We start from the raw sequence: 18,935 nt of genomic DNA, 5'->3' as shown, positions 1-18,935 counted from the left end.
CCCTTTAGTTTATGCTATTATCTGCAGCTAATTTTGATAATAAATAAAGTTTTTAAGGTATGAAAAAAACATTTAGCCCAACAAAGCGCCTATTAATAAAAGGTATTATTGCTACATGTTTGTTATCCGTCACTCGTGTAGGCTTTGCCGCAGCAATGGCGCAAGTTATTGCTGTGCGCGTTTGGCCTTCATCAACTTATACAAGAATTACTTTAGAATCAAATATTAGCTTAAAATACAAGCACTTTTTATTAAGTAATCCTAATAGGATCGCTATTGATATTAACAATGTTAATCTAAATCCAATTTTAAAAAATATCTCATCAAAGGTATTAAAACACGACCCTTATATTAAATCTATACGCGTTGTTCAACGAGATCCAAAGACAGTAAGAATTTTGATCGAATTAAAACAAGGTGTTCAACCAAATACTTTTACCTTATCGCCGATAGCAAAATTCAAACATCGTTTAGTTATGGATCTTTATCCATCTAAACCAGCTTCAAGCACTGATGATGACCCTTTACTTGCGCTTTTAGAAGAATATAAAAAAGGTGATCTCAATAAAAAGCAATCTAGTATAAAAACACCAACCAATAAGAGTAAAAATGCTCCCGTTATTGTTGTGATTGATCCTGGACACGGTGGAGAAGATCCTGGCGCTATTGGTTACAATAAAACACGTGAAAAAGATATTGTTTTGCAAATTGCACGTCGTACTTATAATTTACTTAAGAAAGAACCGAATATAAAAGTCTACATGACCCGTAATGAAGATGTTTTTATCCCATTAAAAGTACGAGTTGCTAAAGCTCGTTCACTCCATGCAGATCTATTTATTTCTATTCATGCAGATGCTTTTGCTAATCGTTCTGTCGGTGGTTCATCGGTTTTTGCATTATCAACAGGTGGAGCAAGTAGTTCTGCAGCCAGTTATTTGGCCCAAACTCAAAATGAAGCAGATCAAATAGGCGGTGTTAGCCGTAGTGGTGATAAATATTTAGATAATACCATTTTAGATTTGGTTCAAAAAACAACATTAAATAATGGGGTATTACTTGGTAATGCTATTTTGAATCGAATGAAAAGAGTCAATAAGTTACATAAACCATCACTTGAAAAAGCAGGTTTTGCGGTGTTAAAAGCACCCGATATTCCATCTGTTTTAGTCGAAACAGCCTTTATTAGTAATATTACTGAAGAAAAAAAGTTAAAGACTGTTTCATTCCAAAATCAAGTGTCTAAATCAATTGTTGATGGTATTAAAGATTATCTGAAAAAACGCAAAAATTAAATTTGTAAAAAGTTTCAGAGCAGCTTGTATTTAATTACAAAAATTATTGTATAATAATCAAACGCCTTTCAGCATCTAATTCTGGTATAGTCAATTTTATATTTTGTTTAAGTGTAAAACCATCAGCAATAGGATCTATATCGCTTCCTTTTAAAGCATAAAAAAATCCTTGTTCATTAGGAAGATGTTTACACCAACTAAGCATGTCTTGCAATGAAGCAAATGCTCGGCTAATAACTCCATCAAACTTTTTATCGTTATACACTTCTATTCGGCTTTGTATTGGGTTTATATTAGTTAGCTTTAATTCAAACTGAACTTGTTTTAAAAATCGAATACGCTTACCTAAACTATCCACTAAATCAAATTGTTTATCTGGGTTAATTATTGCTAGTGGAACACCTGGTAAACCAGGACCAGTTCCAACATCAATAAAAGTTTTGCCAGTTAAATAGGGCGATACAACTAAACTATCCATGATATGTTTGATTAACATTTCATTAGGATCTCGTACAGCTGTTAAGTTGTAAGTCTTATTCCATTTGTTGAGCATTTCAACATAATGGATCAATTGATCTATTTGTGATTCTGAGATCAAAAGATCGGTTTGATCTATTAGATTAATGAGTTTCTTTTTTAACATAATTTTTCTTTTTTAAATAAACTAGTAACATTGAAATCGCAGCAGGAGTAATTCCTGATATACGCGAAGCTTGTCCTATTGAAATAGGTTTATGTTGTTTTAATTTAGCCACAACTTCGTTCGATAAACCCGATATTTCAGCATAATCAATATGCTCAGGAATAAGCGTTTCTTCATTGCGTTTTTGACGTTCAATTTCTTCTATTTGCAGTTTTATATATCCATCATATTTAACTTGAATTTCAACCTGTTCCGCAGCCTGTGCATCAGACAATCCTGGAGCAAATAATGAAAGCGATTTCAATGTGTTATAACTCATTTCAGGTCGCTTAAGTAGCTCTTCTCCATTGGCTTCTTTAGTCAAATTAGCACTTAATACGGCATTTACTTCGTCAATGCTTTCAATATGAGGATGTACCCATATATCACGTAATCTTGCTCTTTCTTGTTCAATAGCTTCAAATTTTTCGTTAAAACGTTGCCAGCGATAATCATCAACCATACCTAGCTTGCGACCAAGCTCGGTTAAGCGAATATCAGCATTGTCTTCACGTAACATTAAACGATATTCAGCACGCGAGGTAAACATGCGATAAGGTTCGTTAGTACCAAGAGTACAAAGATCATCAACTAATACCCCTAAATAGGCTTGATCACGGCTTGGATACCATTGATCTTGATCATATGCAAAACGTGCTGCATTTAAACCAGCAAGCATTCCTTGAGCTGCGGCTTCTTCATAGCCAGTTGTTCCGTTGATCTGTCCTGCTAAAAAGAGCCCTTTGATAACTTTACTTTCAAGTGTTGGCTTAAGATCCCTTGGATCAAAATAATCATATTCGATCGCATAACCTGGTCTGACAATATTTGCATTTTCTAATCCTTTCATACTGCGTACAAATGCTAATTGTGTATCAAATGGTAAACTTGTTGAGATCCCGTTTGGATATATTTCGTTGCTATCTAATCCTTCAGGCTCTAAATAGATCTGATGAGAATTACGATCCACAAAACGCATAATTTTGTCTTCAATAGATGGGCAGTATCTTGGGCCAACTCCTTCTATAACACCTGTATACATGGGACTACGATCTAAACTATTTCGGATTATCTCGTGCGTTGTTTCGTTAGTGCTTGTTATATAGCAAGGAATTTGTTTAGGATGTTCGTTTGCATTACCTAAAAATGAGAATACAGGAACAGGATCATCACCATATTGTGTACCTAATTTTGAAAAATCAATTGTTCTCGCATCAATTCGTGGTGGTGTACCAGTTTTTAATCGTCCCATTCTAAATGGATATTGATGAAGTGATTTTGATAAGCCGATCGAAGCAGGATCGCCTGTACGTCCACCACTGTAATTATTAAGTCCTATATGGATCTTTCCGTCTAAAAAGGTGCCTGTTGTTAATACGACTGTTTTAGCTTTAAAGCATACTCCCATTTGGGTTTTTACACCTACGATCTGATCGTTTTCGATGATCACATCTTCAACAGATTGTTGAAAAAGCATTAAATTTTCTTGATTTTCAAGTGTAGTTCGGATCACTTTGCAATATAGTGATCGATCTGCTTGTGCTCTTGTAGCCCTGACTGCAGGTCCTTTACTGCTATTTAAGATCCTAAATTGGATCCCAGCATGATCGATAGCGTGTGCCATTAAGCCACCCATTGCATCAATTTCTTTTACCAAATGACCTTTGCCTATACCACCAATGGCAGGATTACAAGACATTTGTCCTAATGTATTGATATTATGGGTTAAAAGTAGTGTTTTTCGCCCCATTCTTGCTGATGCCATTGCTGCTTCTGTTCCTGCATGACCGCCACCAACAATGATGACATCAAAAAGATCTGGATAAAACATAAAAAGCCTCGTATTTGTTTTGTGTATAGATGATCGCTAATTTAGATCGGGAGATTTGATTTATTCAGGGTAGGAGATTTTACTCATCTTTTTGGTTACGTCAAATGATCTATTAGGATCGTGGTCTAAATAAAATAAGATCTTTTAGATGATCTTTTTATTTTTATTATTATTAGATCGGATCCTTTTTGTTGATAACTCTTTTTTGTTATTATTTTATAGGATCTTATCGATCTGTCTATTCTGTTAATTGATCGGATCTTTTTTTGTTTTAACTTGTGTATAACTATTCTTTTTATCCACAACTGTTTTCTATTTTTAAGTTGTTAGTGCGATCATAACAGCTTGTTATCCTAATTTTTAACAGAGTTATCCACAAAAATTAAGTTTGATCGCTTAATTTTTAACTTTTTGTTGTTTTTATTTTAAACAACAATTTTTGATCGTTTTATTGTTTTTTGTTTTATTTTTTTATTAACTGTTATCTGTTTGTCTTTTTGTATAAAAGTGATTGATTTTTATAAAAGCAAATTTATACTTAATATGATTTTATTTGTATTGTGAGGTTACTTTATTACTCTTTCACAGTTACCTTTGCCTTTTCCGTTATCTAATAATGAAACTTTTGATAGTTTTTATATAGGTAATAATCGGTTGTTGTTTGATTCATTGCAAACCTTGTTAGATAAAGAGGGGTTTAATGTCTTTTATATATGGGCGGCTAGCGTTGCAGGCCGAACTCACCTTTTACATGCGTCAAGCCAAAATAAATTAGCTAGTTATATTCCATTAAAACAGCATTACCATTTGGTACCTGAAATTTTACAGGGATTAGAAAATTATGATTTAGTCTGTTTAGATGATATTGATGTAATAGCAGGTCATAGGGATTGGGAAGAGGCTATTTTCGATTTATTTAATCGTTTGACAGAAAAAAATGTGAGTAAATTATTGATAACAGCAAATGCTCCACCTAAACAAATTTCTTTTATATTGCCTGATTTAGTTTCTAGATTATCTTGGGGGCAGGTTTATCAATTAAAAGAACTTAGCGATGATGACAAGCTTAAAGCTTTGCAATTGAGAGCGCAATTAAGTGGATTTGAACTATCAACAGATGTTGGGTTATTTTTATTAAAACGTGTTAATCGCGATATGCGTACATTATTTTCTTTATTAGAAAAGTTTGAAGTAGCAACGTTAGCACAACAACGAAAGCTAACTATTCCTTTTATTAAAAATATTTTGGATTTGTAATATGAGTCATAAACCTGAAGCTATTGTTTTTTTTGATTTAGATGGGACATTGTTTAATAGTCAAATTGATGTATTGTCCAGTTCCCTTAATGCTATAAAAAAATTAAAACATAATAATATTATTCCAGTGATAGCAACTGGTCGAACACCTTGTGAAGTTGCTGATTTAATGCAAAAGACTCAAATTGATTCAATTATTGGTATGAATGGGCAAGTAGTTTTATACAAAGGCGAAAAGGTTTTTACTAATAATATTAATAAAGATGTGATAATGAGAATACATCAGTATTCTAAGCAAAAAACGAATATTCCTTTATCTTTTTATAATGATGAAATGATGTGTATATCTGAGTATAGTCAACCAGCCGAGAAGTTTTATCATTATCTTAAGCAACCAGTTCCTCCTGTTGATGATCAGGTTTATTTAAAATTACCTATTCAGATGCTTTTATTACTTTGTGAATCTGGAGAAGATCTTTATCGAGATGTTTTTCCTGAACTAACCTTTATTCGTAATACCCCTTACTGTGTTGATGTTTTTAATCATGGTGGCTCTAAAGGTTATGGTATTACTCAGTTATTAAAAAATAAAGGGTTCACTGATGTGTCTACTTATGCATTTGGTGATGGTATGAATGATTTTGAAATGTTCCTAACCGTTGATCATCCTATTGCTATGGGTAATGCAGTTGATGAATTAAAAGCAAAAGCCGAGTTTGTTACAGATACTAATAATAATGATGGTATTGCTAAAGCGTTACAAAAATTTGGGTTGATTTGATCGATATTTATATATTTTTTAGTTTATTGATAAATAACCCCCAAACACACAGCTTGGCTTGCGCCAGTTACTTCGGGAATATTTGATGGAATATTGTTGATTCGGCAATAAGCAAGCCAAGCAAAGGCTATTGCCTCCATATCGTCTCCATTTATACCTTTTGTATCGGTTGTTAATACTGACCATGATGGTAATAATGCTGATAATCTTTGCATAATAAGTGGATTTTTAGCACCTCCGCCACAGACTAAAAGTTCGCAAGGTAATGTTTTTAATATAGATAATTTTTTGATTTCATTTGCAATTGATAAAGAAGTTAATTCAACGAGCGTTGCTTGAATATCTTCTGCTTTAAAATCCGTCCCTATTAATTTTTTATGTAACCATGGTAAATTAAATAACTCTCTACCTGTACTTTTAGGTGCTGGTATTTTGAAATAATCTTCATCAAATAATTTATTCAATAAGTCTTGATTAACTTTTCCTGTTTTTGCCCACAGTCCATTTTTATCATAGCTTTTACCTAGGTTTTGATTTATCCAGCAATCAAGCAGTACGTTTCCTGGACCTGTATCGTAACCAATAACAGTATGGTTAGGAATTAATACTGAAATGTTACTAATTCCTCCTATATTCAATACTACACGATTAATTTGTGGATCTTGTAGCACCGCTTTATGAAAAGCGGGGACTAGTGGTGCTCCTTGCCCTCCATAAGCCATATCTTTTCGACGAAAATCAGCTATGGTGGTTATGCCTGTTTTTGCTGCGATAATATTGGCATCGCCAATTTGTTGGGTAAATGGGTTTTTACCGTTTGGTGCATGGTAAATAGTTTGCCCGTGGCAACCAATTGCTTTTATTTGTTGTTTATCAATTTTATTGACTTTTAAAAATTGATTGATACTATCAGCAAATAATTCACCAAGTTGATGATCTAATTCACCCAAATTTTGTAATGTGGTTTGCTTTGTTTCACATAATGTTAATAATTGCTGCTTTAAGTTGGTGGGCATTGGGTAGCAACTACTAGCTATTGATGTGACATTTTTTGCGGTAATATTAATTATAGCAATATCAATTCCATCCATGCTGGTTCCCGACATTACGCCAATATATAAATTTTGCATATATCTATCCTTGTCGAATAATGTTACCTGTTTGAATATTTCTGATTTGAGATGGCTGTAATCTATTACCTGTTTGTCCTTGTAATATTGGAAAATTTTCACCAAATTGGCTAACGACATCACTTGCTGTTTTACAAGGTGGATAATTCGATAAATTAGCACTGGTTGAAACTATTGGTTTGCCATAAAGATCGCATAGTTTACAAACTAAGGGGTGATTGGTGACTCGTACTGCTATGGTGTCGAATTTACCAGTCAAAAAATAAGGTGTTTTTGTATTTTTAGGAAAAACCCAAGTAACAGGGCCTGGCCAGCTAGTAAGTGCTAACTGTTTTTGTTCATTAGTAATAGCTAATTCATCTATATAAGGGATCAGTTGTTGGTAATGGCTGGCAATTAAAATTAAGCCTTTATCTACTGAACGCTGTTTTAGTTGTAACAGTTTTAATACGGCTGATTCACAATCAGGATCACACCCTAGACCGAAAACAGCCTCGGTAGGGTAAGCAATCACTTCACCATTTTTTAAATAATTATTGATTTCCGATAGCGTTAATAAATTAGCCATAAATTTGAATACGAGCTGAGTACAATTGAGATTTATATTAAACTTAGGTTTTAGGTTTTGCAAATTTGCATGATTCATGCTTTTTAAAACTGGGTAGTTTTAGCATTATGCCCTATGGTCATTCCCAGTTCATTTGTGGAAAATGGTTAGTTGTAAGTTCAACAACTTGTTGCATATTGATAATTTTAAGCCTTGAATCAATAATTTTGCTTATTCCTCGGGCTTCTATATCGCTGTTGATGACGTAACAGTGTTTAGTTTTTTTTATAATATTATTTAATAATGGATTATTTTGTATAGCCAGAATAACGCCATTTTGCCAGAACAATACAACATCTTGAGCTGATATTAATTGTGGATTTATGGCTGATTGGTTTGCTGTTGATATAGTATGTAGCATTATTTTCACTTTTTATACTGAAACGTATAGTTACCTGAAACTTTTTTACAAAATCAAGCTCATTTTGGTTAGTACATCTTTGATGTTATTAGTATATAATAAGAACTATTTATTGAGCAAAGAATTCATCATGAAACCAGTTATTTTAAGCAATGAGCAACAAACGATTTTGTTTGGTAGTAAACTTGCCAAACTATGTTTAAACTATTTGTCCAAGCATGATGATACAATTATTATCTATTTAATAGGTGATCTAGGTGCAGGTAAAACAACTTTTAGTCGTGGTTTTTTGCAACAATTAGGTCATGTAGGTAACGTAAAAAGTCCAACTTATACATTAGTTGAACCCTATCAATTTGATGATTTTTCAGTTTACCATTTTGATTTATATCGGCTTTGCGATCCAGAAGAATTAGAGTATATGGGGATTCGTGAATATTTTTCTTCGCGATCAATTTGTTTGATTGAGTGGCCACAGCAAGCAAATGGGATCTTGCCAAGCGCGGATCTTGAAATTCATTTGACTTATTTGGCGCTTGAACGTACTGCTTGCGTTCAGGCAATAAGCGAAAAAGGCAGCGAGATTATTAATCTATCATAATTGAAATAAACAATATAAAGACAATGAAAAAACTATTCACTTTTTTTATCTTATTACTGCTTTGTAGTTCTGCCTATGCAGCTAAAGTTGTGATTGCCGTTGATGCAGGGCATGGTGGTAAAGATTCCGGCGCAATAGGGAAAAATAAGTTATATGAAAAAACAGTTACGCTTTCTATTGCTAAAAAACTTACCAATTTATTAAATAAAGATCCTAATTTTAAAGGGGTGTTAACCCGTAGCAGTGATAATTTTATTTCTGTTTCACAACGCTCTGAAATCGCTAGAAAAAATAAAGCTAATTTGTTAGTTTCAGTTCACGCTGATGCTGCACCAAATCGGAATGCAACTGGTGCTTCGATCTGGGTATTGTCAACTAAGCGAGCTGACACAGAACTTGGTCGTTGGCTTGAACAAGATGAAAAACAGTCACAATTACTTGGTGGGGCAGGTGATGCGCTTAGCGATGATCATGATCCTCATTTAAGTCAAGCCGTATTAGATCTGCAATTTTCTTATTCTCAACGAGTGGGATATGAGTTAGCAAAACAAGTATTAAAAGAAATGAAAGGGATAACAAAGTTACATAAATCTGCTCCAGAACATGCAAGCTTAGGGGTATTACGTTCACCAGATATCCCATCGATTTTAGTTGAAGTTGGTTTTATCTCTAACGAAGGTGAAGAACGCTTACTAAGTAGTAATGCTCATCAAGATAAGATTGCTAAAGCTATCTATCAAGGTATAAAAAATTACGTTAAACAAAATCCAAAATTTGGAGAACAGCATTAATGGCAATTAATATTCTTTCTCCTCAATTAGCAAATCAAATTGCTGCTGGTGAGGTGGTAGAACGTCCAGCATCAGTCATTAAAGAGTTGGTTGAAAATAGCCTTGATGCGGGAAGTACTCAAATTGATATTGATCTTGAGCAAGGCGGCTGTAAATTAATTCGTATTAGAGATAATGGTTGCGGTATTGCTAAAGATGAATTAGCACTGGCGCTTGCTCGTCATGCGACAAGTAAAATCAGCAAGTTAGATGATTTAGATTCTATTATTAGCCTTGGATTTCGTGGTGAGGCGCTGGCGAGTATAAGTTCAGTTGCAAGATTGACATTAACTTCACGCACAGCAGAACAAACTGAAGCTTGGCAAGTTTATGCTGAAGGGCGAGATATGGAACCGGTGATTAAACCTGCTGCACATCCTGTTGGCTCGACTGTTGAAGTACTTGATTTGTTTTACAATACGCCTGCAAGACGCCGTTTTTTAAAAACAGAAAAAACTGAATTTATGCATATTGAGGAATTCGTTCGGCGTATTGCGCTAGCACGTCCTGATGTTACTTTTAATTTGCAGCATAATAGTAAACTTGTTAAGCAGTACCGTTCATCTACCCTTGAAAAAAGGGTAGAATTGGTATGTGGGCGAGTATTTATGCAAAAAGCAGTCAAATTAGATTGGCAACATGATGATTTGTTCATTCAAGGTTGGGTAACAAGTAGTGAAGTTAGTAATTTGCAATATTTTTATGTTAATGGTCGAGTTATCAAAGATAAATTACTTAATCATGCATTGCGACAAGCCTATATAAGACGTGCGAATGAACAACAAAGTTATGTGGTGTTTTTACAAATAGATCCAAAACAAGTTGATGTTAATGTTCACCCTGCTAAACATGAAGTCCGTTTTCATGAGGCAAGATTGGTTCATGATTTCGTTTATCAAGCTATAGTTATGGCTCTTGAATCGGATTTATCTGTAACAGATGAAAAAGTAACAATAACACCTAATCGGCAAGCAGCTGGAGAAAATATCTTTAATCAACAGACGATTTCTAAGCCTTATCAAGCTAGTAACCAATTACCTAAAAAACCTAGTAATTATGCTAAAGAAAATGCGTTGTATGGTCAGTTAGTTAGCGTTGAATCTTCTTCTCAAAATATTGTACAACTTGAGCCAGAAAAGCCATTTTTATCGGTAGAAGAAAATGAAATAACTGAACCACAAAAAGCGGTTATTGAATCATTATTTCCTAAACGAAATTTACCATTGCAATCATTACAACAGCAGCTTGATAATTCATTATTAGTGACATTTGGACGGGTGTTAACTATTATTCAACCTGATATTGCATTGCTTGAAAAAAATGAAGATAATCAACAAAAATTAATGTTGATGAAGTTGCCTATTGCTCAACAAAAATTCGTTGCGATTAAATTATTGTCACAAGATTCTGAAAAATTGCTTATCCCATTAACAATTTTAATTAATAATAAGGAGCAGAAAGTCCTTTCTTCTTATCAGCCGCAACTAAATTTTTTAGGTTTTGATTTTTATATTGATAAAGCGAAGCTGTATTTGCAAAATGTTCCTAAAATGTTGCGTACTATCAATTGGCAACAATTATTGCCCGCTTTAATTGCTTTTATTTCTGATTCAAAAAATGAAGTTTTAGATCCAACGCAAATAGCGGCTTGGTTAGCTAATCAGTATTATGATAGTGTTACGATGAACTGGAGTGTAGTAAAAGCCATTCAGTTACTAGCTCAATTAGAACAAGTGGATATTAATCTGTTACAACAAGATTCATTTTTATACCCAATTGACATGCAATCTTTAACTCAATCGATTTATCATGAATAAACCAAAAATTATTTCGTTAATGGGGCCAACAGCATCTGGTAAAACGGCATTTGCTATGGCGCTTTATGATCGTTATCCTATTGATATTATTAGCGTCGATTCAGCTCTAATTTATCGTGGTATGGACATTGGTACTGCAAAACCGACTAAAGAAGAGCAACAAAAGTATCCACATAAATTGATTGATATTTGTGATCCTGCAAAAAGTTATTCGGCAGCTAATTTTAGACATGATGCCATTGTGGAAATTGAAAAAACCCTAAAAAAAGGGCGAATTCCATTATTAGTTGGTGGGACAATGCTCTATTTTAAGGCTTTAATTGAAGGGCTTTCACCGCTTCCTGCTGCTGATAGCGTAATTCGTAAGCAAATAGAGGAAAAAGCTAATAAATTAGGTTGGCAAGCGATTCACGAAGAGCTAAAAAAGATCGATCCAATTTCAGCTGAACGAATTCATCCTAACGATCCTCAGCGGCTTAATCGTGCTTTAGAGGTTTATTTAATTTCAGGCAAAAGTCTAACTGAACTTACACAAGAAAGTGGCGAAACATTACCATACGATATTATGCAATTTGCTATTATGCCGCAAGATCGTTCGCAATTACATGAACGTATTGAACAACGCTTTTTACAGATGTTGGATCAAGGATTTGAAAATGAAGTCAGAGCACTTATGCAGCGATCGGATTTACATTTAAATTTACCTTCTATGCGTTGTGTTGGATATCGTCAAATGTGGGAGTATTTAAATGGTAATACAAGTTATGATGAAATGGTTTTTAAAGGAATTTGCGCTACTCGTCAATTAGCTAAACGACAAATAACATGGCTTCGTGGTTGGAAACAACCTATTACGTGGTTAAACAATGATAATATGGATTCAATATTCCGAAACATATTTTAAGTGATAATTTTTATAGTGGTTTAATAATATACAATTGTAAATTTTTTCGTAGGTAAAGTTATGTATATTAGTGTCAGTATTTAGTATTTTTTTTACCTTTTTAGTTTAAATTTTTTAAAATTTTAGTTATTTGTGCATTAATTATAGTTGATTGGTTTAAGAGAAGCTTTTTTTATGTTATTTTGGTAGATACTAAAGATGTATCTGAAATAGTATGTAAAATACATTAATTATTTATAAATGTATTTATTTTATCTTAATATAATTATTTTTAAAGGATAAACTCATGTCAAAAGGGCAGTCATTACAAGATCCTTATTTAAATTTGCTTCGTAGAGAGCATATTCCTGTCTCAATCTATTTAGTTAATGGTATTAAGTTACAAGGACAAATTGAATCATTTGATCAATTTGTGATTTTGTTAAAAAATACTGTAAGCCAAATGGTATATAAACATGCTATCTCGACAGTCGTACCATCTAGACCTATTTCTGGATTGGTATCTCAATCCGAAGAGGAAAGCGAAAGCTGAATTTCAGTGGAGAATCTGATTGTTTGAGAGATATAAAGGCGGTGAATCTGCCTTATTAGTCCATGTATTCTTCCCTCAAGAGAGCAATATCGAGGATCTTAAAGAGTTTGAAATTTTGGTTTCTTCGGCTCAAATAGATATTCTCGATATTGTAACAACCTCAAGAAAAGTACCTCAAACCAAATATTTTGTAGGTGAAGGTAAAGCTCAAGAAATAGCAGAAAAAGTTAAACAGCTTAATGCTTCTGTTATTTTAGTAAATCATTCTTTAACTCCCTCCCAAGAACGTAATCTAGAGCAATTATGCAAATGTCGTGTTGTTGATAGAACAGGATTGATTCTTGATATTTTTGCTCAAAGAGCCAGAACACATGAAGGTAAATTACAGGTTGAATTAGCACAGTTACAACATCTTTCGACTCGTTTAGTTCGAGGTTGGACGCATTTAGAACGTCAAAAAGGTGGGATAGGTTTACGTGGTCCAGGTGAAACTCAATTAGAAACTGATAGAAGGTTGATTCGTCAACGGATTCAATTAATTTTATCAAGACTTGCTAAAGTTGAAAAACAGCGAAATCAAAATCGTCAATCACGAAATAAAGCAGATCTATCAACAGTCTCTTTTGTTGGCTACACGAATGCAGGTAAATCAACATTATTTAATGCGTTAACAAATGCTGATGTATATGCTGCTAATCAGTTATTTGCTACACTCGATCCAACGCTTCGTCGAGTTATTGTTGATGATGTCGGTGAAGTTGTTTTAGCTGACACAGTTGGTTTTATTCGCCATTTGCCACATGATTTAATTGCGGCTTTTAAAGCAACGTTATTAGAAACTCAACAAGCTGCATTGTTATTACATGTTGTTGATGCAGCAGATCCTAATTTATTAGATAATATGCATGCTGTTGATGAAGTTTTGCACGAAATTGATGCGCACGAAATTCCAACATTACTTGTTATGAATAAAATCGACTTGATAGAAGGCAAACAACCAAGTATTGATAGAGATGAAAACGGTATACCAATTCGTGTTTGGATTTCAGCGCAAAATAGTTTAGGATTAGATCAATTATTTATCGCTTTAAAAGAAAGGCTAGCTAAGCAAATACAAGTTTGCCACTTAAACTTACCTGCTTATTTAGCAAGATTAAGAAGTCGTTTATATCAGTTAAATGCGGTAGAAAATGAATTTATTAATGAGGATGGTAGTTTTCATCTAGATGTGAGAATTCCCTCTATAGAATGGAATCGCCTCTGTAAACAAGAACCAGATCTGTTATACTTGATCAATAAGCAAAATAACAACTAATTATCAAATGGAGCATATACAATATGGCGTGGAATCAGCCCGGCAATAACGGACAAGATAACGACCCATGGGGGAATAATAAAAAAAAGCCAACTAATCATTCATCTGATGGTTTATTTGATAAAGTTAAAAAATTATTAAAAAAAAATAATTTCGGTAATAATAATGGTTCCTCTGGAATTAAATTGCCGATGAGTACAACTAAAATTATCATATCTATAATTGCTTTACTTGTTGTAGTTTGGGCAGGAAGTGGATTTTATACCATTAACCAAAATCAACGTGGTGTAATTACTCGCTTCGGTCAAGTTCAATCTGAAATCATTCAACCAGGACTAAATTGGAAGCCAACTTTAATCGATAAAGTGTATATTGTTGATACACAGGGTATTCGAAATTTTAACGAAAAGGGACTTACTGTTACAGCTGGTGAAAATTTGGTTTTTGTTGATATAAATGTGCAATATAGTGTCAGCGATCCTTTAAAATATTTATTTAATGTCACTAATGTAGAAGATAGTTTGCGCCAAGCTGCCGATAGCGCCCTTAGAACGGTAGTGGCAAGTTCAAATATTGATGCGATAATTTCTGATGAACGTTCAGCTCTAGAACGTAGTACTAAAGATGAGTTAGTCAATATCATTAGTCCCTATGATATGGGTATTAATATTGTTAATTTGAATTTTCAAGTTGCTCGTCTACCAGATGAAGTGAAAGGTAATGACAATAAAACGCTTCATTCTCAAGACGATAGTGAGCGAGAAATCAAACAAGCTGAAGCTGATAAGGTGAAAAAAATTCAGCAAGCAGAAGAACGTTCAGCAGGAATTTTAGCTGATGCTAATGCTTATAAGGTTAGAGTAGAACTTGAAGCTGCTGGTGATGTGGCTAGTTTTGAAAAAATCTTACCACAATATAAAGTAGCACCAGAAATTACTAAAGAACATTTATATATTGAAACTATGGAAAGAGTATTAACCAAAACCAATAAGATTATAGTGAATGATAAAAGTGGAAATTTAATGGTGTTACCGTTAGAAGTACTATTAAAAAATAAGAGTGAAAAAAATTCTCAAACAATGACGTTATCAAACCAAAATAGTGAATATAATTCCAATATGCTGAGCTCGTCTGAAACAATAAAAGAACAGCCTAAATCAAAGCCGGAATTATCAAAAGAAAATAACAATAACACTAATAACACCATTAAAGTTGGCGAGACTACGCGGACTCCACGGTTTATGGGAAGATAAGGAGAAAAGCATGCGCAAATTATTGGTTCCTATAGTATTAATTTTGATTGGTGTGTTTTTTTCTAGCGCTTATGTTATTGAAGAAGGTACTCGTGGAATAGTTTTACGGTTTAATAAAATTATAGGATTATCTGAACCTGGATTACATTTTAAATTTCCAGGAATGGATAATGTAAAAATTGTTGATGCTAAAATAAAAACAATAAATAGTCCTAATAATGCCGGTCAAGAACAAAAATTTAGAACACGTGAAAATAAAGATTTAGTTGTTGATTATTTTGTACAATGGAAGATTATTGATTTTAATCGATATTATGAAACTATTGCTGCTGGTAATAGTATCGAGAACTTGTTGCTTGCTCGATCAAATGGTTGTTTAAGAACAGAAATTGAAAAATTAAATATCATTGATGTTGTTAATGATACGAATAATAACTCTCATAATTCTATAGTAACCCGTGTAAAAGATATTTTAAATAGCACGGTTAAAGAATTGGATAAAAGTAATTCGATTGAAAATCAAGCTAATAAAGATGAAAAAGCTTTAGAGGTTAATCAAGCGAGTATGAGACCTTTCGGTATTGAAGTTATTGATGTTCGCTTAAAGAAAGTTAATTTTCCTCAAGAAATGTCTAATTCTATTTATGAGAAAATGAAAGCAGAACGAAATAATGTGTTCCAAAATCAACATTTTCAAGGTGTTAAAAGAGCTGATGAAATACGAGCAGAGGCTACACTAGAAGTAACCAAAATATTATCTGAAGCTGAACGTCAATCTCGCTCTATTCGTGGTGAAGGTGATGCGAATGCAATCAAACTTTATGCTGATGCCTTTGGTAAAGATATAGAGTTTTTTAGCTTTATACGGAGGCTAAAAGCTTATGAACGAAGCTTTACAGATAATGATATTGTAGTTATTAGTCCTGATAGTGAATTTTTTAAATATATGAAATTAAAATCTGATAATTAACAAAATGAGTAAATAGTCTATGAGTAATAATGTTGTTGTGTTAGGTACACAATGGGGTGATGAAGGAAAAGGTAAGGTTGTTGATTTACTTACGGAAAAAGCGAAGTATGTTGTTCGCTATCAAGGCGGGCATAATGCAGGTCATACATTAGTTATTAATGGTGAAAAAACAGTATTACACTTAATTCCATCAGGAATTTTACGTAATGATGTTATTAGCATTATTGCTAATGGTGTAGTGCTTTGTCCTGACGCTTTGATGAAAGAGATGAAAGAGTTAGAAAATAGTGGAATTCCTGTTAGGGAAAGGCTCCTTATCTCTGAATCATGTCCTCTAATTTTGCCTTACCATATTGCATTAGATCAAGCTCGAGAAAAAGCTCGTGGCAATAAAGCTATTGGAACAACAGGGCGTGGTATTGGTCCTGCTTATGAGGATAAAGTTGCTCGCCGTGGACTTCGAGTTGGTGATTTACGTGATCGTCAAGCTTTTGCTGAAAAACTAAAAGATGTGATGGAATATCATAATTTCCAATTAGTCAATTATTACAAAACCGAAGCTGTAGATTATCAAAAAGTTTTAGATGCAACGTTAGCTATAGCTGATATTTTAGTTGCTATGATTGCCGATATTCCTGCGCTTTTAGAAGATGCACGAAAAAAAGGCGAAAGAATTATGTTCGAAGGTGCACAAGGTACATTACTTGATATCGATCATGGTACTTATCCTTTTGTAACTTCTTCTAATACTACTGCTGGTGGTGTGGCAACGGGATCTGGTTTTGGTCCGCGTTATGTTGGCTATGTGTTAGGTATTGTTAAAGCTTACTCTACGCGTGTTGGTGCAGGCCCATTCCCTACCGAGCTATTTGACGAAGTTGGTGAATATCTTTGCAAACAAGGTAATGAATTTGGTGCAACAACTGGTCGTCGCCGTCGAACAGGATGGATTGATGCAGTTGCTGTGCGTAAAGCGGTACAACTTAATTCTGTTTCAGGATTTTGTTTAACTAAGCTTGATGTGTTAGATGGGCTGAAAGAAGTAAAAATTTGTGTCGGTTACCAATTACCAAATGGTGATGTTATCAAAAATGCTCCAGCTGCCGCTGAAGAGTGGAGCTTAGTTAAACCTGTTTATGAAACTATGCCAGGTTGGAGCGAATCAACTTTTGGTATTAAAAGCTATGATGCACTGCCACAAGCAGCAAAAGCTTATATCAAAAGAATTGAAGAGTTAACCGAAACACCAATTGATATTATTTCAACAGGTCCGGATCGCAATGAAACCATGATTTTACGTGATCCTTATCAAGCTTAATATTGATTAAAAAATCGGGATAATTTTCCCGATTTTTTATTTCTTGAGATATAACGATTAACTGTGTATGAGGGAATTATGGCTAAATTAGGTACTCCTTTATCACCGACTGCAACAAAAGTATTACTTTGTGGTGCAGGAGAGTTAGCTAAAGAAGTGGCGATTGAATTACAACGTTTTGGCTGTGAAGTTATTGCAGTTGATCGATACGCTAATGCGCCAGCAATGCAAGTAGCTCATCGCTATCATACTGTTAATATGCTTGATGGGGATGCTCTAAAAAAAGTCATTGAAATGGAAAATCCCGATTATATTGTTCCAGAAATTGAAGCTATTGCCACATCTACACTAGTTGAGTTGGAAAAAGAAGGATTTACTGTTATTCCAACAGCAAAAGCAACGCAATTAACAATGAATCGTGAGGGGATTCGCCGTCTTGCTGCAGAAGAATTAAAACTACCCACTTCACCTTATCGTTTCGCCGAAAACGAATTTGAATATGAACAAATGGTAAAAGAGATAGGTTTTCCATGTTTGGTTAAGCCAGTTATGAGCTCTTCGGGTAAAGGTCAATCTTTATTGCGTAGTGAAGCAGATATTAAATCTTCATGGATATATGCTCAAGAGGGAGGGCGCTCTGGTGGGGGTAAAGTAATCATAGAAGGTTTTGTTGATTTTGATTACGAGATTACTTTGCTGACTGTTCGGCATATTAACGGAGTTTCATTCTGCGAACCAATTGGTCATCGTCAAGAAAACGGTGATTATCGAGAATCTTGGCAACCTCAGCAGATGCCTGAAAAAGCATTGAAACAAGCGAAAAATATTGCAACTAAAATAACAGAAGCATTAGGTGGACGAGGGGTATTTGGTGTTGAATTATTTGTTAAAGGGGAGCAAGTATGGTTTAGTGAAGTATCACCTCGCCCCCATGATACCGGTATGGTGACATTAATTTCACAAAACCTATCTGAGTTTGCATTACATGCTAGGGCAATATTAGGATTGCCAATTCCAATTATAGAACAATATGGTGCCTGTGCATCATCTGTCTTATTAATAGAAGGTAATTCCAAACAAATAACTTTTGCTAATATTGATAAAGCATTAAGCGAACCGCAAACTGATTTACGTTTATTTGGTAAACCAGAAGTAAAAGGAACAAGAAGAATGGGAGTTGCGTTAGCTAGAGCATCGACAGTTAAAGAGGCTACTAATAAAGCTATTAATGTGACAAAACAACTAAAAATAACCCTATAATGCCTAAATTTGTGTAAAAAGCAGTCATTCAACACAAAAAATTAAAAATTTCTAAAATAGGGGTTGACGTTCACATGTGAAGTGAGTAACATACGCAACCCTTGAGACAGCGAGCTAAATCAACGAAAGGTTGACGAGAGATGTAAGCTGTTAGCTCTTTAAAAAGAAGAAACAGACAATCTGTGTGGGCA

17 protein-coding genes and 1 pseudogene are annotated in these 18,935 nt (G+C 34.0%); 13 read left to right on the top strand and 5 right to left on the bottom strand.

Annotation, left to right across the window (positions count from 1 at the left end):
- The first annotated feature begins 59 nt into the window (after window positions 1-59).
- Complete coding sequence (locus ACGH80_RS03905) at window positions 60-1,295, top strand: N-acetylmuramoyl-L-alanine amidase (RefSeq protein ID WP_411630565.1); 1,236 nt, start codon at window positions 60-62, stop codon at window positions 1,293-1,295.
- 43 nt (window positions 1,296-1,338) lie between these two features.
- Here the strand turns inward: ACGH80_RS03905 and rsmG are convergent, their stop codons facing one another.
- The gene (gene rsmG, locus ACGH80_RS03900) at window positions 1,339-1,938 is read right to left on the bottom strand and encodes a 16S rRNA (guanine(527)-N(7))-methyltransferase RsmG (protein WP_411630564.1); all 600 of its coding nucleotides are present in this window, start codon (window positions 1,936-1,938) and stop codon (window positions 1,339-1,341) included.
- The gene (gene mnmG, locus ACGH80_RS03895) at window positions 1,916-3,808 is read right to left on the bottom strand and encodes a tRNA uridine-5-carboxymethylaminomethyl(34) synthesis enzyme MnmG (protein WP_411630563.1); all 1,893 of its coding nucleotides are present in this window, start codon (window positions 3,806-3,808) and stop codon (window positions 1,916-1,918) included. The genes rsmG and mnmG overlap by 23 nt, the downstream gene beginning before the upstream one ends.
- Window positions 3,809-4,381: 573 nt before the next feature.
- Between mnmG and hda the strand changes: the two genes are divergently transcribed.
- Both hda and ACGH80_RS03885 read left to right on the top strand, forming a co-directional pair.
- A complete protein-coding gene (gene hda / locus ACGH80_RS03890) occupies window positions 4,382-5,065 on the top strand; it encodes a DnaA inactivator Hda (protein ID WP_411630598.1) in 684 nt (227 codons plus the stop codon).
- A 1-nt stretch (window position 5,066) separates the two neighbouring features.
- Window positions 5,067-5,846: a Cof-type HAD-IIB family hydrolase gene (locus tag ACGH80_RS03885; RefSeq protein ID WP_411630562.1), complete on the top strand. Its 780-nt coding sequence runs from the start codon at window positions 5,067-5,069 to the stop codon at window positions 5,844-5,846.
- 23 nt (window positions 5,847-5,869) lie between these two features.
- On the opposite strand, the gene ACGH80_RS03880 is transcribed toward ACGH80_RS03885, so the two are convergent.
- The 3 genes from ACGH80_RS03880 to tusB form a co-directional block, all read right to left on the bottom strand.
- Window positions 5,870-6,976 (bottom strand): anhydro-N-acetylmuramic acid kinase, encoded by a 1,107-nt coding sequence (locus ACGH80_RS03880; RefSeq protein WP_411630561.1) that lies wholly within the window; start codon window positions 6,974-6,976, stop codon window positions 5,870-5,872.
- A 4-nt stretch (window positions 6,977-6,980) separates the two neighbouring features.
- On the bottom strand, window positions 6,981-7,544 hold the full coding sequence (locus tag ACGH80_RS03875) for a Sua5/YciO/YrdC/YwlC family protein (protein ID WP_065636380.1): 564 nt from the start codon (window positions 7,542-7,544) through the stop codon (window positions 6,981-6,983).
- A gap of 118 nt (window positions 7,545-7,662) precedes the next feature.
- Window positions 7,663-7,944 (bottom strand): sulfurtransferase complex subunit TusB, encoded by a 282-nt coding sequence (gene tusB, locus ACGH80_RS03870; protein WP_065590785.1) that lies wholly within the window; start codon window positions 7,942-7,944, stop codon window positions 7,663-7,665.
- 127 nt (window positions 7,945-8,071) lie between these two features.
- Between tusB and tsaE the strand changes: the two genes are divergently transcribed.
- The 10 genes and pseudogenes from tsaE to purT all read left to right on the top strand — a co-directional run bounded on the left by tsaE (window position 8,072) and on the right by purT (window position 18,744).
- Complete coding sequence (gene tsaE, locus ACGH80_RS03865; RefSeq protein WP_065590797.1) at window positions 8,072-8,545, top strand: tRNA (adenosine(37)-N6)-threonylcarbamoyltransferase complex ATPase subunit type 1 TsaE; 474 nt, start codon at window positions 8,072-8,074, stop codon at window positions 8,543-8,545.
- A gap of 65 nt (window positions 8,546-8,610) precedes the next feature.
- Window positions 8,611-9,315: pseudogene (locus ACGH80_RS03860) on the top strand (N-acetylmuramoyl-L-alanine amidase); the annotation flags it as partial.
- Between the two features lie 20 nt (window positions 9,316-9,335).
- Window positions 9,336-11,192 carry a DNA mismatch repair endonuclease MutL gene (mutL, locus tag ACGH80_RS03855; protein WP_411630560.1) on the top strand — a complete coding sequence of 619 codons (1,857 nt, stop codon included), beginning with the start codon at window positions 9,336-9,338 and terminating at the stop codon, window positions 11,190-11,192.
- Window positions 11,185-12,096 carry a tRNA (adenosine(37)-N6)-dimethylallyltransferase MiaA gene (gene miaA, locus ACGH80_RS03850; protein WP_034911914.1) on the top strand — a complete coding sequence of 304 codons (912 nt, stop codon included), beginning with the start codon at window positions 11,185-11,187 and terminating at the stop codon, window positions 12,094-12,096. The genes mutL and miaA overlap by 8 nt, the downstream gene beginning before the upstream one ends.
- Window positions 12,097-12,382: 286 nt before the next feature.
- A complete protein-coding gene (gene hfq / locus ACGH80_RS03845; protein WP_065590789.1) occupies window positions 12,383-12,628 on the top strand; it encodes an RNA chaperone Hfq in 246 nt (81 codons plus the stop codon).
- Window positions 12,629-12,647: 19 nt separating this feature from the next.
- Complete coding sequence (gene hflX, locus ACGH80_RS03840) at window positions 12,648-13,943, top strand: ribosome rescue GTPase HflX (RefSeq protein WP_085163813.1); 1,296 nt, start codon at window positions 12,648-12,650, stop codon at window positions 13,941-13,943.
- A gap of 23 nt (window positions 13,944-13,966) precedes the next feature.
- Window positions 13,967-15,196: an FtsH protease activity modulator HflK gene (gene hflK / locus ACGH80_RS03835; protein ID WP_411630559.1), complete on the top strand. Its 1,230-nt coding sequence runs from the start codon at window positions 13,967-13,969 to the stop codon at window positions 15,194-15,196.
- A gap of 10 nt (window positions 15,197-15,206) precedes the next feature.
- Window positions 15,207-16,166 carry a protease modulator HflC gene (gene hflC, locus ACGH80_RS03830; RefSeq protein WP_411630558.1) on the top strand — a complete coding sequence of 320 codons (960 nt, stop codon included), beginning with the start codon at window positions 15,207-15,209 and terminating at the stop codon, window positions 16,164-16,166.
- 19 nt (window positions 16,167-16,185) lie between these two features.
- On the top strand, window positions 16,186-17,484 hold the full coding sequence (locus tag ACGH80_RS03825) for an adenylosuccinate synthase (RefSeq protein ID WP_411630557.1): 1,299 nt from the start codon (window positions 16,186-16,188) through the stop codon (window positions 17,482-17,484).
- 78 nt (window positions 17,485-17,562) lie between these two features.
- Entirely contained in the window at window positions 17,563-18,744 is a 1,182-nt protein-coding gene (gene purT / locus ACGH80_RS03820) for a formate-dependent phosphoribosylglycinamide formyltransferase (protein ID WP_411630556.1), read from the top strand.
- Window positions 18,745-18,935: the final 191 nt, after the last annotated feature.

Source organism: Gilliamella sp. BG1 (assembly GCF_046635625.1).
GTDB classification, from domain to species: domain Bacteria; phylum Pseudomonadota; class Gammaproteobacteria; order Enterobacterales; family Orbaceae; genus Gilliamella; species Gilliamella bombi.
Note: the sequence above shows the minus strand (reverse complement) of the source record. Positions and strands in the feature narration are given on the sequence as shown.

Coding starts and splice junctions, on each gene's coding strand:
- ACGH80_RS03905 (WP_411630565.1), top strand. CDS start 60: ATGAAAAAAACATTTAGCCCAACAAAGCGCCTATTAATAAAAGGTATT.
- rsmG (WP_411630564.1), bottom strand. CDS start 1,938: ATGTTAAAAAAGAAACTCATTAATCTAATAGATCAAACCGATCTTTTG.
- mnmG (WP_411630563.1), bottom strand. CDS start 3,808: ATGTTTTATCCAGATCTTTTTGATGTCATCATTGTTGGTGGCGGTCAT.
- ACGH80_RS03885 (WP_411630562.1), top strand. CDS start 5,067: ATGAGTCATAAACCTGAAGCTATTGTTTTTTTTGATTTAGATGGGACA.
- ACGH80_RS03880 (WP_411630561.1), bottom strand. CDS start 6,976: ATGCAAAATTTATATATTGGCGTAATGTCGGGAACCAGCATGGATGGA.
- ACGH80_RS03875 (WP_065636380.1), bottom strand. CDS start 7,544: ATGGCTAATTTATTAACGCTATCGGAAATCAATAATTATTTAAAAAAT.
- tusB (WP_065590785.1), bottom strand. CDS start 7,944: ATGCTACATACTATATCAACAGCAAACCAATCAGCCATAAATCCACAA.
- mutL (WP_411630560.1), top strand. CDS start 9,336: ATGGCAATTAATATTCTTTCTCCTCAATTAGCAAATCAAATTGCTGCT.
- miaA (WP_034911914.1), top strand. CDS start 11,185: ATGAATAAACCAAAAATTATTTCGTTAATGGGGCCAACAGCATCTGGT.
- hfq (WP_065590789.1), top strand. CDS start 12,383: ATGTCAAAAGGGCAGTCATTACAAGATCCTTATTTAAATTTGCTTCGT.
- hflK (WP_411630559.1), top strand. CDS start 13,967: ATGGCGTGGAATCAGCCCGGCAATAACGGACAAGATAACGACCCATGG.
- hflC (WP_411630558.1), top strand. CDS start 15,207: ATGCGCAAATTATTGGTTCCTATAGTATTAATTTTGATTGGTGTGTTT.
- ACGH80_RS03825 (WP_411630557.1), top strand. CDS start 16,186: ATGAGTAATAATGTTGTTGTGTTAGGTACACAATGGGGTGATGAAGGA.
- purT (WP_411630556.1), top strand. CDS start 17,563: ATGGCTAAATTAGGTACTCCTTTATCACCGACTGCAACAAAAGTATTA.